The sequence below is a fragment of the Paenibacillus faecis genome (genome assembly GCF_008084145.1).
Classification (GTDB): Bacteria; Bacillota; Bacilli; order Paenibacillales; family Paenibacillaceae; genus Fontibacillus; species Fontibacillus faecis.
The window spans coordinates 199,647-216,083 of sequence record NZ_VSDO01000002.1; the positions used below are offsets into that span (position 1 = coordinate 199,647).

General features: G+C 55.1%; 11 protein-coding genes. 6 read left to right on the forward strand and 5 right to left on the reverse strand.

The window, feature by feature from the left end; translation table 11 throughout:
- Position 1: 1 nt before the first annotated feature.
- The 4 genes from uxaC to FRY98_RS08760 all read right to left on the reverse strand — a co-directional run bounded on the left by uxaC (position 2) and on the right by FRY98_RS08760 (position 5,858).
- Positions 2–1,390 (reverse strand): glucuronate isomerase, encoded by a 1,389-nt coding sequence (gene uxaC / locus FRY98_RS08745; RefSeq protein WP_148451390.1) that lies wholly within the window; start codon positions 1,388–1,390, stop codon positions 2–4.
- A 401-nt stretch (positions 1,391–1,791) separates the two neighbouring features.
- The gene (locus FRY98_RS08750; protein ID WP_412067000.1) at positions 1,792–3,294 is read right to left on the reverse strand and encodes a UxaA family hydrolase; all 1,503 of its coding nucleotides are present in this window, start codon (positions 3,292–3,294) and stop codon (positions 1,792–1,794) included.
- Positions 3,282–4,715 (reverse strand): tagaturonate reductase, encoded by a 1,434-nt coding sequence (locus tag FRY98_RS08755; protein ID WP_148451391.1) that lies wholly within the window; start codon positions 4,713–4,715, stop codon positions 3,282–3,284. Before FRY98_RS08755 ends, FRY98_RS08750 begins: the two co-directional genes overlap by 13 nt.
- A 144-nt stretch (positions 4,716–4,859) precedes the next feature.
- Complete coding sequence (locus FRY98_RS08760) at positions 4,860–5,858, reverse strand: LacI family DNA-binding transcriptional regulator (RefSeq protein ID WP_148451392.1); 999 nt, start codon at positions 5,856–5,858, stop codon at positions 4,860–4,862.
- Between the two features lie 166 nt (positions 5,859–6,024).
- On the opposite strand from FRY98_RS08760, the gene FRY98_RS08765 reads away from it, so the two are divergent.
- Positions 6,025–8,277: an AraC family transcriptional regulator gene (locus tag FRY98_RS08765; protein ID WP_148451393.1), complete on the forward strand. Its 2,253-nt coding sequence runs from the start codon at positions 6,025–6,027 to the stop codon at positions 8,275–8,277.
- A gap of 86 nt (positions 8,278–8,363) precedes the next feature.
- Here FRY98_RS08765 and FRY98_RS08770 read toward each other — a convergent pair whose 3' ends face one another.
- Positions 8,364–9,248, reverse strand: coding sequence for a carbohydrate ABC transporter permease (locus FRY98_RS08770; RefSeq protein WP_148451394.1), 885 nt, complete (start codon positions 9,246–9,248; stop codon positions 8,364–8,366).
- 354 nt (positions 9,249–9,602) lie between these two features.
- Between FRY98_RS08770 and FRY98_RS08775 the strand changes: the two genes are divergently transcribed.
- The 5 genes from FRY98_RS08775 to FRY98_RS08795 all read left to right on the forward strand — a co-directional run bounded on the left by FRY98_RS08775 (position 9,603) and on the right by FRY98_RS08795 (position 16,381).
- Positions 9,603–10,499 carry an ABC transporter permease gene (locus FRY98_RS08775; RefSeq protein ID WP_412067001.1) on the forward strand — a complete coding sequence of 299 codons (897 nt, stop codon included), beginning with the start codon at positions 9,603–9,605 and terminating at the stop codon, positions 10,497–10,499.
- Between the two features lie 126 nt (positions 10,500–10,625).
- On the forward strand, positions 10,626–12,170 hold the full coding sequence (locus FRY98_RS08780; protein ID WP_148451395.1) for an extracellular solute-binding protein: 1,545 nt from the start codon (positions 10,626–10,628) through the stop codon (positions 12,168–12,170).
- Positions 12,171–12,249: 79 nt separating this feature from the next.
- The gene (locus FRY98_RS08785) at positions 12,250–13,422 is read left to right on the forward strand and encodes a glycoside hydrolase family 88/105 protein (protein ID WP_148451396.1); all 1,173 of its coding nucleotides are present in this window, start codon (positions 12,250–12,252) and stop codon (positions 13,420–13,422) included.
- A complete protein-coding gene (locus tag FRY98_RS08790) occupies positions 13,409–14,770 on the forward strand; it encodes a glycoside hydrolase family 28 protein (protein WP_148451397.1) in 1,362 nt (453 codons plus the stop codon). Before FRY98_RS08785 ends, FRY98_RS08790 begins: the two co-directional genes overlap by 14 nt.
- 9 nt (positions 14,771–14,779) lie before the next feature.
- Entirely contained in the window at positions 14,780–16,381 is a 1,602-nt protein-coding gene (locus FRY98_RS08795; RefSeq protein WP_148451398.1) for a glycoside hydrolase family 43 protein, read from the forward strand.
- The last annotated feature ends 56 nt before the right edge of the window (positions 16,382–16,437 follow it).

Genomic DNA, 16,437 nt, shown 5'->3' on the forward strand with positions numbered 1-16,437 from the left:
GTCAAAATCCGAAGTACGACGCCGCGTTGTTGTAGGAGATGTCTTCGACGATCCCCCCGAGGAAAGCCGCGTCATCCGGCGCCTCGCCGCGGGCGGCCCATTCGCCGAGCAGCTCGCACAGCACGCGGCGGAAATACTCGTGCCGCGTATACGAGAGGAAGCTGCGCGAGTCCGTCAGCATGCCGACGAATCCGGACAGCAGGCTGTGCTCCGCAAACAGGGAGAGCTGCTGGCGCATCCCGCTGCGCGTATCGTTGTACCACCAGCCCGAGCCGAGCTGAAGCTTGCCGGGCACTTCTTTTTGATAGCAGCCCATCAAGGTCAGCAGCACGGGGTAGTCGTTCGGGTTCAGCGAGTACAGAATCGTCTTCGGCAGCCCGGCTCCGAGCTCGGCCCGGTCCAGAAGCTGCGAGAGCGGTCCGGCAAGGGGCAGATCGTTCAGAGCGTCGTAACCGGTATCGGGCCCGAGCCGCCGGAACATCGGCGTATTATTGTTGCGCAAAGCGTGGATATGAAGCTGCATCGTCCAGTTGTTCTCCCGGTACATGCCGATCAGCGCCGACAGCAGTTCGGTGCGGTACACCGTAATCTCGTCCGGAGTCAGGGATTCGCCGGCGAGCCGCTTGGCGAAGATGGCCTCGACTTCGGCGGCGTCACCGGCCCGGTACTTCAGCACATCGAGCGCGTGGTCCGACAGGCGGCAGCCTTGTTCATGGAAGAAGTCCACGCGTTCTTTAAGCGCTTTCAGCAAGGCCGCATAGGAATCCACCTTTCGTCCGGCCGCTTCCTCGAGCCGTTTTATCCAATCGGGAAACCCGGGCGCGTCCAGGTTCAGCGCTTTGTCCGGACGGAAGGTCGGCAGGACGCGGAAGTCTTGCTCTTCTTCCCGCAGCAATCGGTGGTATTCCAGCGTGTCGGCGGGATCATCCGTCGTGCAGACGAGCTTCACCCCGGCATGCTTGATGATGTTCCGCCGTTTGAAACGCTCGCTAGCCAGTTGGGCGTTGACTTCGTCCCAGATTCGCGGCGCCGTTTCTTCGTTCAGCAGCTCCCGAATCCCAAAGAATCGGCGCAGCTCGAGGTGCGTCCAGCTGTACAGCGGATTGCCCACGGTTCTCGGCACGGTTCTCGCCCAGGCGAGGAACTTGTCGTAATCGGAGGCGTCCCCCGTAATATGGGATTCCGGCACTCCGTTAGCACGCATCAGCCGCCATTTGTAATGGTCACCGGCAAGCCAGGCTTCGGTCAGGTTGCGAAAAGGCTGATTTTCGTAGATTTCCTTCGGGTCGAGGTGGCAGTGATAATCGATGATCGGCATATTGGCGGCGTGTTCGTGGTAGAGCGTCTTGGCCATATCGGTGGATAACAAAAAATCGTCGTTTAGAAACATGGGATATGCTCCTTTATATGGTTTAGGATTCTGGTTTAGGATTCCTATGGGAATGAATATAATCGAAAAGATGCAAATCTGCAGGTATTTAGCTCGATTCCCGAGCGGATGCGAAAAAAGATGCAAATCTGCAGGCATTTTTAGCGATTCTAGAGAAACGAGCCGGTTTCGTCGAAAATTCCTGCAGATTTGCAGGAATTTTGAAATTTTTGTTCCGTACAAGAAAAAAACATGCACATATGCAGGAATTCACTGTTATCCCGGTTGTCTGACGGGGCACCAGACAACTGCCGAAGCAAATAGCCGGGAAACTTCCCGCTAATTTGCCGGAAACGGCGGCGTAGATCCGCTGATGGCCGCAAAATAGACGGGATTTTCCCCAGCTAACCAGCTAAACCGGTCTACAACGTAACTCCCGTTTTAAAGATCGCCAGCTCCCGCACCTCGTTTTGCTCGTTCCGCGTCTTTTGCCCGCTGGCTACGGCGATGATGTACTCGATAAACTCCTCCAGCACCTCGCTCATCGGGGTTTCCAGCAGCGGTCCCGCGTTGAAGTCCATCCAGTGCTTCTTGTTGTTGTACAGCTCGTTGTTTGTGGCGACTTTGACGGTCGGGACGAAGCTGCCGAACGGCGTGCCGCGCCCCGTGGTAAACAGGACGAGCTGGCAGTCGGCCGCCGCCAGGGCGGAGGAGGCGACCAGATCGTTGCCCGGGGCCTGCAGAAGGCTCAGGCCTTTTTTGCGCAGCTTCTCGCCGTATTGCAGGACGTCGACGACCGGTGCGGTGCCCGCTTTTTGGGTGCAGCCGAGCGATTTGTCCTCCAGGGTGCTGATGCCGCCCGCCTTGTTGCCGGGGGACGGATTCTCGTAGACCGGCTCGCCGTAGGACAGGAAGTACTGCTTGAAATCGTTGATCAGGGCGACGATTTGCTCGAAGACTTCCCGGTTCTCCGCGCGGGCCATCAGCATTTTCTCGGCGCCGAACATCTCGGGCACCTCCGTTAACACGGTCGTTCCGCCTTGGGAGATGAGAAAGTCGGAAAAAGCGCCCAGGAGAGGGTTGGCGGTGATTCCCGAGAAACCGTCCGACCCGCCGCACTTCAGCCCCACGTTAAGCTCGCTGATCGGCACGGGCTCGCGCCGGTCTTCGCGGGCCGCTTCAAAAATCTCTTCCAACAGCGCCAGCCCCGCCTCGACCTCATTGCCGACCTCTTGGGCGACGAGAAATTTGATTCGGCTTTCGTCATACTCGCCGAGGAGGCCGCGAAACTCGGAAACGATGTTGTTCTCGCAGCCGAGGCCGAAGACGAGCACCCCGCCGGCATTGGGGTGGGTGACGGCATCCAGCAGGATACTGCGGGTCATCCGATGATCGTCGCCGAGCTGCGAACAGCCGTAAGGGTGCTTCAGCACCGTCACGTTGTCGAAGCTTCCGAGGTCGGGATGCTTCGCCTTAAACTCGGCGATCATCATTTCGGCGACTCCGTTCACGCAGCCGACGGTCGGGACGATAAACAGGTCGTTGCGGATGCCGACCTTGCCGTTCTTGCGCCGATAGCCTTGGAAGGTCAACTGGCGGCGCGGATAGACGACGGGATGGAGATCCGGTTCGTACGTATAAGTTTCCTCTCCGGCCAGGTTGGTCTTCAGGTTATGGGTGTGCACCCATTCGCCTTCCTCGATCTCGGCCGTCGCGTGCCCGATAGGGTAGCCGTATTTGGTGACGACATCCCCCGCCCGGAACCCGGTCAGCGCGATTTTATGGCCTTGCGGAACGGGCTGTTTTGCCGTGTATACCCGGTCCTCCACGGTGATTTGCTCCCCGGCTTCGATCGGGCGCAGGGCGACCGCGACCGTGTCCCGGGCGTTCATTTTCATCACATCCATCTTCATCACTCGCTGCATACGATTTCGCCTCCTAAACTTTGCTCAAGGGCCGCGCGGCTTCCCGAGGCTTCGAGCAGCTTCAGCATGGAAGACAGCTTCGCCTCAAGGCCGGGCACGGCAGTAAGATCCTGTCCCCAAAACTCCGATTTGCGAAGAATCGCGGTTATAAACTCATCCGGCCGGCTCCACGCTTCCCGGAAGGCGTCCAGTACTTCCGGGCTGTCCTGCGGCTTCAAACGATCCGCCCGATACCCGAGAAGCAGCGCGGCAAAAGCCAGCGTCATCAGCGGCGGCAATTCTCCCCGTTCCCGAACGTAGCGAAGGAGGACCGGCAGAAGGCGCGTCTTGAATTTGGAGATGCTGTTCAGGTATATGGAGGTCAGTTCATGGCGGATAAACGGGTTTTTGAACCGTTCCAACACCGATTCGGCATAGGACTCCAGCTCCGGCCGCGGCAGATCCAGCATCGGGATCAGTTCGTCCTGGAGCAGGCGGTCGACGAATGCAGAGAACACTTCGTCGTTCATGACATCCTCGACGGTTTCAAGCCCGGCCAGCAAGCCCAGCGATACCATCGCCGTGTGCGGCCCGTTGAGCAGGTGAACCTTGCGCTCACGGTAAGGGGTCATATCCTCCGTGACGACGACGTTCAAACCGGCGGCGGCAAGGGGGAGGCGGTCGGCGAGCCAGGCCGGCCCTTCGATGACCCAGAACAAGAACGGTTCCGCGGTTACCATAAGGCTGTCGCGATAGCCCAGTTCCTGTTCCAGCTCCGCCGCTTTGTCGCGCGGATAGCCGGGCACGATGCGGTCGACCAGACTGCAGCAGAACGTATTCTCTTGCTCAAGCCAACGGATGAAGTCCTCGCCGAGGTTCCAGTCCTCCGCATACTTGTGCACGATTTCCTTCAGCTTTTCGCCGTTTCGGTCAATCAGTTCGCAAGGGATGAGCACAAAGCCTTTTTTGCCAAGCTGAAATCTCCGGTATAAAAGCGCTGTCAATTTGCCCGGAAAGCTGACCTGCGGCCCGCCGTCCAGCGTATCTTCGGGGCGGTAAGCGATGCCGGCTTCCGTCGTATTCGAAGTGATGAATTCCAATCGGTCGTCTTCGGCTAGGGCGAGAAAGGCTTCATAATCCGTATAAGGGTTGATCAGGCGGCTGACGCTGGTGACGATTTCGCGGTCATTGACCGTTTTCCGATCATGGATGCCGTTCAAGAGCACGGTGTAAAGATAGTCCTGCTCGGCCAGCATGCCTCCCAGGCCGTTCTCCAGCGGCTGAATCAGCACCGCGCTCCCTTGAAACAATCCCTGCTTGTTCATTTGCTGCAGCTGCCAATCCACAAAGGCGCGCATGAAGTTGCCTTCGCCGAACTGGATCATCTTTTCGGGGTAACGGGGCAGATCAGGATAAGCGGTGCGGGATAGTCGTTGTGTCATGGGTTATGTTTCGCTCCTTTTTGAAATAGAATAGATTATGCACACGTGAACATTTTTATTTAAAAAAAGAGGAAAACCTCTTTCTTTAAATCGATATGCGGTCTCTTTCCGCTTCATCCCACCGTTTCGAGTCCAACGTGAGATTTAAATTTGCGCCACCGAGTGGCGGACCATTAACGCGGTATTCACCAGAATCTGTTCGGGAGCCGTCGTTTGCGGTTGCTGGATCAGCTCGATCAGCTTCTTCGTGCCCCATTCGCTGATATCGACGACCGGTCTGCGGACCGTCGTTAAGGACGGGTTGGTATATTGGGCGAATACGATATCGTCAAACCCGATCAGCGACATCTGCCGCGGAATCTGGATTTCGGCGGCGAAGCAGGCGTTCATGGCTCCGATAGCCATGTCGTCGTTGGAGCAAAACACGAACGTCGGGGGCTCGGGAAGCGTTAGCAGCTCCGTCATCCGCCGAAAACCGCTTTCGATGCTGTAATCCCCGCCGACGAAATAATCGGCACGGGGGGAAAGTCCATGAGCCAGCATGCTGTCTAGGAAGCCCTGCTTCCGTTCCGAGGTCGACTTGAACCCCGCTCTGCCTTCAATCATGGCCAGGCGGCGGTGCCCCCGGGCGATGGCGTAGTCGATCGCCTCCCGTACACCGTCCCGGTCATTGGCGACGACGTTCATGATCCCCGGATCCTCGAGATGCCGGTTCAGCACGACAAACGGGATGCCCGCTTTCTTCACGTGGTAGATGAAATCGTTATCCGCGTCGCTCTGGCTCATGACCAGAATCCCGTCGAACCGCCGGGCGGAGATGCCGTCCAGATGCCGGATATTATCGATTCCGTGCACGGTCAGGCTGTAGTTCTCATCCAGGATATGATGGATGCCTTTGATAACGTCGACCAAAAAACTGGCCGAAGTCCCTTGGTCAATACTGGAAAAAAACAAGCCGATCGTATACGATTTCTTCATGACGAGACTTTTGGCGCTGAAGTTGGGGACATAATTCAATTCCGACGCGATTCTCTCGATGCGGTCCCGCGTTTCCTTCTTGATGAGCGGATTTCCGTTTAGCGCCCGGGATACCGTCGTATGGGAAACCCCGGCGACTTTTGCAATGTCTTTAATCGTGACCATAGGACCCTCTGTTTTCCGGATATGTTAGTTTCACGTTTTCATTATAGTTTTTATATCCTGTTTAAATCAAGGAAAATATATCATGCACACGTTAAAATAATCATTGTCAGGGAATTCATGTAAGCGCTATAATAACACATACCATACGGTCAAAGGAGCAGCGCCAATGAACAAAGGGAGCATGTTTTACAAAATTTTTATCCCCATTCTCGTGCTTGGAGTTGGCCTTGTAGCCAGTTTTGGAAGTTACATCTATTTCAGCACCGTAAACTCCGTCCATGAGCGGATCGCCGACAGCAAGCAGAATTTCATCACCCAGACGAAAAATAACCTGGAGAACAAAATCCAATCCATTGAATACGCGTTCGATACCTACAGCACGACCACTTCGTTCCGCGATACGGTGACCCATCCGATTACGGAAGAGGACTTTATCGCTTACCGGAACGTCAATTCCCAACTGAATTATATCGCGACCATGGGCATGGAAGGGACGGAATATTCGCTGATCAGCCTAGAGCAGGACTGGCAAATTTCCAACGGCAAACTGTCGAAGCTGACCGCCGAGGAACGCGAGGCTTTGGTCCGGGCTTATATTGAAAATAAAGATCAGAGCCTGTTCTGGATCAAGACGGATAAAGGCATACGTTTCGTCAACACACTGCCGGTCTTCTCCAAGAACAAACAGGCGATCGCCCTTTCGGACATTTCGCTCCGCTCCCTGGATCAAACGATTCGAACGGAGGATCACAGCGATGTGTTTATCCTTAATCGGCAGGGGGATCTGATGTACCAGACCAACCCGGAGCAGGATTTGCTACAAGCCGCGGACCTGAAGAACATCGCCTTAAAGATGGAGGGGGCGAAACCGACGGGCATGCTGACGCTGGACAGAGCCGGTCATTCGTCCGTGCCCGTGAAGGTCATTTACGCCAAGTCGGAGTACAACAATTGGATTTATCTCACACTGCTCGACCGGTCGGAAATCGCCGATGCCCTCAAGCTGACGCGGTTCGGACTCATGACGATGGGAGCCGTGCTGATGCTTCTCATTGTGGTCGTGGCTTATGTCTTCTCCGTCTACTTTACGAGACCGATTCAGCGCATCAAGCGAAGTCTGCCCGATGACGGACCCGCCGCGTCCGCGAATGAGGTGGAGTGGATCCTCCGCTCCATCGACACGATCATTACGGAAAAAGAAAGCCTGAAGAACCTGATGGAGGCGGAAAAACCGCAACTGGAGACGCAACTGATCCTCAATTTGTTCCGAAACCGGGTCACCCCGGAGGAACTGGCATGGAAACTGCCTCGTCTCGGGTACCGGGAAACGGACGACAAGCTGTACGTGGCGATGCTGACCCAACTCGACAGCCTGGGCGAGCGCGAAGCTTCCGACAAGGATGTGCTCCTCCTGGCGATCAACAAGTTGGCCGAAGAGCAGATTCCGCCGGAGTGCCGCATGCTGCCGATCATTCTGAACGATAAGACGCAGGCGACCATCCTGGTGTTCGACAATAGCATGAGCGAGCAGGACATCCGCAAACGGACGCTGGATCTAGCCACCAACTTAATGAAGCGTGTTCGGGAATATCTAAAGATATCCGTCAGCATCGGCATCAGCCATTCGTACGGCAGCCTGCTGGAAAGCAAGGAAGCCTGCGAGATGAGCAAGCTGGCGCTGCATCACCGGCTGAATCTGGGCAAGGAATCCATCATCTTCTATGAAGACATCTCGAACGTGGTTTCCGGTCCGGTGCTGCTTCATTATCCCGTGGAGCTGGAGTCCAAGCTGTTCGACGCGATCCGCCTCGGGGATGAGGAACAGGTCAGCCGGACCCTATACCTGCTATTGGCCGAGATGATGCGGAAGAACAAATATTCGATGAATTTCGAAGTGGCCCTGGTCCGGTTCGTCAACAACCTGATCCAGCTGGAGCAGGTGCTCGGGATTGAGGTCCTGCTGACGCAGGACAATTACGCGCTGTATCACGTCCTGCTCGATACCCGCAATCCGGAAGAAATCGAACGGATGCTGGTCGAGGAAGTTATTTTCCCGATGGTCCGGAGCATGAAGCACAAAACGAACCAGCAGTTCCGCTGTTTGTCGGAAGAGATCGCGGCTATCGTCAGAGCCGAGTACGACCAGGAACTGTCGCTCGATATGATCGCCGAACGCTTACATTATAATCCGAACTACTTAAGCAGCATTTTCAAAAAAGAGTACGGCACGACCTTCACCGAGTATTTGATGAGCTACCGGCTGGATATGGCCAAGAAATGGTTGACCGAAACGGACATGACCATCAAAGAGATCGCCGAACGGCTGCAGTACCATAACCCGCAAAATTTCATCCGCTCGTTCCGCAAGCGGGAGCAGGTTACGCCGGGATCGTACCGGAAGATGAAGCAGGCGAACTAGGGCCGGGTTAAAAGGGAAACGGAGAAGAAGTCTTGCTACCCTCCACGATGGGGACAACACAGACTTCTTCTTTTTATGCCGTGCCGTCAGCCTTTGACCGAGCCGAGCAGCGCCCCTTTGACAAAATGCCGCTGTACAAACGGATAAGCGATCAGCATCGGCACGGTGGCGATGACGATGACGGCCATCTTGATCGTTTGCGCCGGCGGAATGATATCCACGGAGCCGCTGTCACCCTGCATTCCGCTGGAGACGATAACGATTTGGCGCAGCAGGACTTGAATCGGCCACTTGAGCGAGTCGTTAATGTAGAGAATGGCGTTCATATACGTGTTCCAATAAGCTACGCCGTAAAACAGGGAAATGGTCGCGATCGACGGCAGCGCCAGCGGCAGCATGATTTTGAAGAAGACGCCGAAATCCGTGCATCCGTCGATTTTGGCCGATTCCTCCAGGCTCTCCGGCAGCGCCTGAAAGAAATTTCGCATGATGATCAGATTGAACGCATTGATGGCCACGGGGACGATCATGGAGGCATAGGTGTCGATTAGATGAAGGCTTTTGACCACCAGAAAGGTTGGGATCATCCCGCCGCTGAACAGCATGGAGAAGACGACGATAAAATTGATCGTATTTCGGCCGAGCAGATATTTCCGGGATAACCCGTACGCCATCAGCGAGGTCAATGCCATGCTCAGGACCGTCCCGGCGATGGTGACTCCAATCGATACGCCCAATCCTTTAAAGATGGTCGGTGTCGAGAAGATATACTTATAGGCATCCAGCGAAAACGTAGTGGGGAACAGGATGAACTTCTTGGCTACCATTTCCTGCGTGGAGGCGAAGGAGCTGGCAATGACATTCACAAAAGGCAAAAGACAGACGAGAGCGAGCAGAGCTAGCAGGGTCGTATTGACCGTCGTAAAAATGATGCTTCCAATAGAACGTTTTTTTCGTAATGTTTGCGCCACGTGATTATCCTCCTCGAAATCGTTTACAATTCAACCTTAGCAAGGAGTCCGGATTTCGTATATAATCCAGATCTGAGATGATCATGTATAATGAGGAAAGGTTTGGAACACGGCCGATGCTCATTAGATTAGGGCGTAATCATTAAGTTAGTAGTCGAGGCCGGGAAGGCCTGCTGTACTTGAGTTTTGTAACCGCTATCATGTAATGATTATTTGCGGAATGGGATGAATCGCTTACGCTGGAAGGGTAAATAGGATAGCGCCAAGGAGGTTGCCCCAGTGAAAGCGTCAAATGCCGCACCGTTGGATATGAGAATGGAGCCCGGGCTCCAGAGCAAGAAAAAAACGTCTTCGATGCTCAACCAGTTAAAGCGCAACAGGCTGTTGTACCTCATGATTTTTCCCGGACTGATTTACTTCATCGTATTTAAGTATTTGCCCATGGGAGGGCTCGTGATCGCCTTTCAGGATTACCAGTCTTTTCTGGGAATCACCGGCAGCCCGTGGGTAGGCTTCAAGCATTTTGCCCGGCTGTTTACGGAGCCTACCTTTTTTATGCTGCTGAAGAACACGCTCATTCTGTTTGCCATGAATCTGATTTTCTTCTTTCCGCTGCCGATTATTGTGGCGCTGATGCTCAATGAAGTCAGGGTCAAATGGTTCAAGAACGCGGTACAAACCATCATCTACATTCCGCATTTTATGTCCTGGGTCATCATCGTCTCCATCAGCTATGTATTCCTGAATGTGGACGGCGGGGTGCTGAATGAACTGCTCGCCGCGCTTGGATTTCAAAAAATCAGCTTCCTGACCTCCCCCGAATGGCTTCGGACCGTGTATATCGGCCAGATCATCTGGAAGGAGCTGGGTTGGTCGACGATCATTTATTTGGCGGCGATTACGGTCGTGGATACGCAGCTTTACGAAGCGGCGGAAATGGACGGTGCCGGCCGCTTGAGAAAGACGTGGCATGTCACCCTGCCGGCGATTCGCCCGGTCATCATTACGCTTCTGATTCTCAAAATCGGCAGTACCCTGGATTTGGGCTTCGAGCATATGTACTTGCTGCTCAATTCCTTGAACCGCGAAGTGGCCGAGATTTTCGATACATTTATTTATACGGCGGGGCTAAAGAACGGGCAGTTGAGCTTCAGTACCACCGTCGGCCTGTTTAAGGGGCTGGTCGGTTTGCTGCTCGTCATGGCTTCCAACCGGTTGGCCAAAAAATTCGGGGAAGACGGCGTGTATTGATTTACCTGAGTCTTAAATTCTTGCTTTCGCCATTGCCGGCGGGAGAGGAAGATACAGAAGTTGAATCGGACGGCGGAAAACCGTTCGACCGATGCAATTCATCTTAATGAAAAAGGGGTAGAAAAGATGAGTCCAAAGTTCAAGTCATGGGGAGTCCTGATGTTAGCCGGTGTCTTATTGCTGTCCGCCTGCGGCGGAGGTAAAGGCGGGGAAGGAGCCGCGGGCACCGGCGGAAACGCCCAGAGCAGCGGAGCGGGTTCGGGCGCCGAAGGGCCGGCGAATATCAGCTGGCTGAACATTCTGCACACGCCATCCACGCCGACGGGGCCGGTTCTTCCCAAAATCGAGGAGATCACGAATACGAAACTCAAAATTTCCTGGATTCCCGATGCTTCCAAGGAAGAACGGATCAATACGGCTCTCGCCTCCGATTCGTTGGCCGATATCGTGACGCTGACGATCCTGGACAATTCCTCCGTGCGCAATGCCATCAAAAACGGCATGTTCTGGGATGTGGAGCCTTATCTGGACGAGTTCCCGAATCTGGCGTCCATCCCGGAGGACACCCGGCGATCCGCCTCCATCGGCGGCAAGCTGTACGGGATTCCTTTCCAAAAGGACTTGGCCCGCAACGGCGTTGTCATCCGCAAGGACTGGCTGGATAAGTTGGGGCTTCCCGTTCCCAAAACGACGGATGAGCTGATGAATGTCGCCAAGGCGTTCACCGAGCAGGATCCGGACGGAAACGGCGTTAAAGACACGACCGGCTTCGTCGACCGGAGCGATCTGATCTACGGAGCTTTCAAAACGTTAAGTTCCTACTTCGGTACGCCGAACAACTGGAGAGTCAGCGAGGACGGAAAAATGACTCCGGAGTTCGACACCGAGGAATACATTAAAACGATGGATTACATGAAAACGCTTTATGACAACGGCTATATCAACAAGGATTTCGCCGTCACGGCCAAAAACGACCAGCAGCAGGCCTTCGCCCAAGGCAAGGCGGGCATTTACGTGGGCGCGTTGTTCGATGCCAAGAACCTTTTGATTCTGTCCAAAGGGATCCAGGACAATATGGAATTGGCCCTGGTGAACAACATCACGCCGACCGGTAAAGAAGAGGAACGCGCTATTTGGGCGGCCAACAACGGAATCGGCGGACTGCTCGCCTTCCCTCGTTCGGAAGTCAAGGACGAGGCGGAGTTGAAACGGATTTTGAAATTCGTCAACGACCTGATGGATGAGGAAATTTTCACGCTGATGACCTATGGCGTGGAAGGCGTCCATTTTACAGCCGACGCGCAAAAAGCGGTGACCATCAAGGATTCCGATGTTTGGAAACAAGAGGTTCAGCCGTTCGCTTCCTCCCGTCCGAAGGAGTTCGGCTATGAAATTCACGATGCCGACCCGCTCAAGGTGGAATCCACCAAGCTGATCGCCGAGAACGCCAAGTATGCCGTTTTGAATCCGGCGTATTCGCTGGAATCCGAGACGTATACGACGCAGGGATCCGAACTGCAAAAAATCGTGATTGACGCCACCTACCAGTACATTCTCGGCAAGATCGATTTGAACGGGTTCAAAGCGGCCGTGGAGAATTGGAAAAAATCGGGCGGTGCGCAGATCATCAGCGAGTACGAAGCCGCCTATAAGGCGGTAAGCTCGAAGTAATCCGGCAAATTTCAAAGGGTCCTTTCCATGTACCGTGGTAAGGACCGTATTTTTTCAAAGACGGGGAGGAGTGTTCGGAATGAATCGGATCGGTTGGGCGCAAAAAACGGCGGAATCCGTGATGGAGCGGACGCCGAAATTATATGAAGATAAAGGCTACGGCGGAAAGTGGTCCTATGATTACGGCGTTGTGCTGAAAGGCTTCGCGCTGCTGTGGAGCCAGACGGGCGAGCGGAAGTATTTCGATTTTATCCGCGACAATATGGATCATTTCATCCTGGAGGACGGAAGTATCCGGGGATATGCGCCTGAAGAGTACAATATCGATCATATCAATACAGGGAAGCTCTTGTTCCCGCTTTACCGGGAAACCGGGCAGGACAATTATCGGCAGGCCGCAAGCCTGCTGAGGAGCCAGCTCGCTTCGCATCCGCGGACTTCGGAAGGGGCGTTCTGGCATAAACAGATTTATCCGTATCAAATTTGGCTGGACGGTTTGTATATGGGCGCTCCGTTTTATTTGGAATATCTGCTGACGTTTGAAGACGGGGCCGGGTTGGAGGATGTAACGAAGCAGTTTATCGTGTGCGAACGGCATACGCGGGATGCCGGGACGGGCCTCCTGTACCACGCATGGGACGAGAAAAAAGTACAGCCCTGGTGCGATCCGGCAACCGGACTTTCGCCGAATTTCTGGGGCCGCTCGCTGGGGTGGTTCGCCATGGCCCTGGTCGATGTCCTTGAGCTGCTGCCGAAAGAACAAACGGATTATCCGAAGCTTGCCCGGATGCTCCAAGATTTGATGCGTGCGCTGAAGAAAGTCCAGGATACGGACAGCGGCGTTTGGTATCAAGTCATAAATAGGGGAGGGGAAAAAGGAAATTATCTGGAAGCTTCCGCATCGAGCATGATCGTGTACGCGATGGCCAAGGGAATCCGCCTTGGACTGCTGGACGGGGAGTGGTTCGGCACGCTGGATCGGGCCTATGAAGGGTTGATTCGGGAGTTTGTGCTGGAGACGAAAGAAGGCTGGGTCAACCTGATCAAGAACTGCCAAGTGGCCGGATTGGGCGGGGCGGACCGGCGGGACGGCACGTACGCTTATTATCTCAGCGAGCCGATCGTGACGAATGACCAAAAGGGAGTCGGCGCGTTCCTGCAGGCTTGCGGCGAGTATGAGCGGCTGCGGAGCGGTTCAGGTTCCGGTTCCGAAGACGGGCAAGGGAGGAAGAACATCGATGCGGCTGTATGATATTAGTGACTACGGAGCCGTCCCAGGCGCCGGGGAGCTTGCGACCGCGGCGATTCAGTCGGCGATCGATGCGGCCGGAGCGGCCGGGGGCGGGACGGTGTTCGTGCCGGCCGGCACGTTCCGCTCCGGCGCCCTGATGATGAGAAGCCATGTCGAGCTTCGATTAAGCCCGGGCGCCGAGTTGTCTTTCGACCCTGATCCCGCCTTGTATCCGGTCGTGAAGTCGAGATGGGAGGGCGTGCTGCGGGAGGTTCACGCCTCCTGCATCTTTGGCCAGGACCTCGTGAACGTCTCGATTACGGGAAGCGGCATGCTCAACGGGAACGGACAGCCGTGGTGGGACAAGAAAAGGAACGCGCCGGAGGAACTGGAATTCCCCCGCCCGAAGCTGATCAGCTTTGACGGCTGCCGGCGGGTGACGCTCCGAGATTTGAATCTGATCAACTCCCCGAGCTGGACGGTGAATCCGATTCAATGCTCCGACGTTACGATCGATAACTTGTCGATTCTGAATCCCGCCGACTCGCCGAATACGGACGGCATTAATCCGGAATCGTGCCGGAACGTGCGGATCAGCAACTGCCATATCGATGTCGGGGACGACTGCATCGCGATCAAAGCGGGGACCGAGGATACCGCGGAGCGAATTCCTTGCGAGAACATCACGATTGCGAACTGCACGATGGTTCACGGACATGGAGGCGTTGTCCTGGGCAGTGAAATGAGCGGCGATATCCGCAATGTTACGATCACCGGCTGTGTATTTCAGCATACCGACCGCGGTATTCGCCTAAAATCACGGCGCGGCCGCGGAGGCATCGTCGAGGATATCCGCATCAGCAATATCGTGATGGATAACGTGATCTGTCCGTTTATCCTGAATCTCTACTACTTCTGCGGTCCGCGTGGGAAAGACAAATACGTATGGGACAAAAATCCGTATCCCGTCACGGAAGAGACGCCGTGTTTTCGGCGCATCCACTTCGCCAACATTACCGCCCGACGGGTTCATGCCGCGGCAGGTTTTTTATACGGCTTGGCCGAGCAATATATTTCCGAAATTACGTTCGACCATATCGATATTTCCATGGCGGAGGACGCGGTTCCGGGAGTTCCGGCCATGATGGCGGGAATCGGCGAGATGGCAGGCAGGGGCTTTTTCCTCGGAAACGTGAGGCAGGTAAGGTTTCATCATGTCACGGTCGAGAACCATGAGGGACCCGCTTTTTATGTGGAAAACGGAGAACAGGTTACGGTCGAGCATTGCGAATCCAGAAATACGAAGCATCCCGAGAAGCTGTTGGAACAGGTGGAGGTTCCGCCGGAACAACAGAATGCGGGAGTTTAGGGGGACATCATGACGACGAACGAAATAACGGCTGGCGCAGGAGTTATTCAAAACCCCATACTGCCGGGGTTCAATCCCGATCCTTGCCTGTTTAGGGCGGGGGATCTTTACTACATCGCGGTTTCCTCGTTTGAATGGCTCCCCGGCGTTCGGGTATACGTATCGTCCAACCTGGCCGAGTGGGAGCATTGCACGGATATTTTGACCCATCAGGTGGATTTGAGGGGGAATCCGAAGAACTGCAGCATCTGGGCCCCGCAGCTCAGCTATCATGATGGATTGTTTTATCTGTTGTATACCGATGTAAAAAGCACGAAACGTCCTTTTAAAGACTGCCACAATTATCTAATTTCGGCCCCGTCGATCCACGGTCCGTGGTCGGAGCCGATCTACCTGAACAGCAGCGGTTTCGATCCGTCCCTGTTCCACGATGACGATGGCCGCAAATGGCTGCTGAACTGCCTGTGGGATTACCGGATTACCGAAGGCAATAAATCGAGCGGGATCGTGATCCAGGAGTTTGATCCGCGTTTGGGCCGCCTGGTCGGCGAACCGCGGAAATTGTTTGACGGCACGTCGTTGAAAAAGACGGAGGCCCCGCACATTTACAAGCACAACGGCTACTATTATCTCATCACGGCAGAAGGCGGGACCGGCAGCGGGCATGCCGTTACGGTTGCCCGTTCCAAAGAATTGCCGGGCCCCTACGAAGTCGATCCGTTGAACCCGATGCTGACCTCGCGACATGATCCGGAGCTTCCGCTGCAGTGCGCCGGTCACGGCAGCCTGGTCCAAACGCCCGGCGGCGAATGGTATATGGCGCATTTGTGTACGCGTCCGGTCGACGGGCAATATGCCATATTGGGGAGAGAAACCGCCCTGCAGCAGGTATATTGGGATGAGCACGGCTGGCTTCGTCTGAGCGCGGGCGGCAATGTCCCGCAGTTGAAAGTGCCGCTGCCCGGGGACGTTTCGGTGACGACGAAAGGAATGTCGACGGATTTTGAAGATGATTTCGCGGGACCGGGGCTGAAGAAAAACTGGAACACGCTGCGGATTCCCGCGGACGAAAGCTGGTGTTCGCTGGCCGCGCGTAAGGGATATTTGCGGATTCAAGCGGGTGAGTCGGTCCAGAGCTTGTTCCGCCATCATGTTTTGGCGATTCGTCAGACGGACAAATCGTTCCGCGCGGAAACGAGGGTGGAGTTCAGTCCGGTTTCTTATTTACAGATGGCCGGGCTCATGCTCTACCTCAACGAGGATAACTACCGGTACGCCTGCGTCAGCCATGAGGAGGGCCGGGGGAAGGTGCTGCGGCTAATGTGCTGTGAGAGAGACGAATTCGAGCTTGAGCTGAACGCGGTTGAGCTAAGGGGGACCGGGGCGGTTGACCTGGCCGTGGACGTCCATGGGACAGACGGCCGGTTCTTCTACCGCGAGGACGATGAAGAAACGTGGCGCCCTCTGGGCATGACCCGTAACATGGGGTTCTTGTCCGGCGGGTTTACCGGCAATTTTATCGGCATCGCGGCTCACGATATGAACCGGTTTGGCGGTTGTTATGCCGACTTCGCTTATTTCCGGTACCAAGGCAGGGACCGGCAAAGTTGAAGTTGGGAACGGCACCCCGCCATACCCGTGCCTGTCGGGCACTTTTCAAATCGGTA

Excerpts from the sequence above, each read along its gene's own strand:
- uxaC (WP_148451390.1), bottom strand. The coding sequence starts at position 1,390 with ATGTTTCTAAACGACGATTTTTTGTTATCCACCGATATGGCCAAGACG.
- FRY98_RS08750 (WP_412067000.1), bottom strand. The coding sequence starts at position 3,294 with ATGCAGCGAGTGATGAAGATGGATGTGATGAAAATGAACGCCCGGGAC.
- FRY98_RS08755 (WP_148451391.1), bottom strand. The coding sequence starts at position 4,715 with ATGACACAACGACTATCCCGCACCGCTTATCCTGATCTGCCCCGTTAC.
- FRY98_RS08760 (WP_148451392.1), bottom strand. The coding sequence starts at position 5,858 with ATGGTCACGATTAAAGACATTGCAAAAGTCGCCGGGGTTTCCCATACG.
- FRY98_RS08765 (WP_148451393.1), top strand. The coding sequence starts at position 6,025 with ATGAACAAAGGGAGCATGTTTTACAAAATTTTTATCCCCATTCTCGTG.
- FRY98_RS08775 (WP_412067001.1), top strand. The coding sequence starts at position 9,603 with ATGCTCAACCAGTTAAAGCGCAACAGGCTGTTGTACCTCATGATTTTT.
- FRY98_RS08780 (WP_148451395.1), top strand. The coding sequence starts at position 10,626 with ATGAGTCCAAAGTTCAAGTCATGGGGAGTCCTGATGTTAGCCGGTGTC.
- FRY98_RS08785 (WP_148451396.1), top strand. The coding sequence starts at position 12,250 with ATGAATCGGATCGGTTGGGCGCAAAAAACGGCGGAATCCGTGATGGAG.
- FRY98_RS08790 (WP_148451397.1), top strand. The coding sequence starts at position 13,409 with ATGCGGCTGTATGATATTAGTGACTACGGAGCCGTCCCAGGCGCCGGG.
- FRY98_RS08795 (WP_148451398.1), top strand. The coding sequence starts at position 14,780 with ATGACGACGAACGAAATAACGGCTGGCGCAGGAGTTATTCAAAACCCC.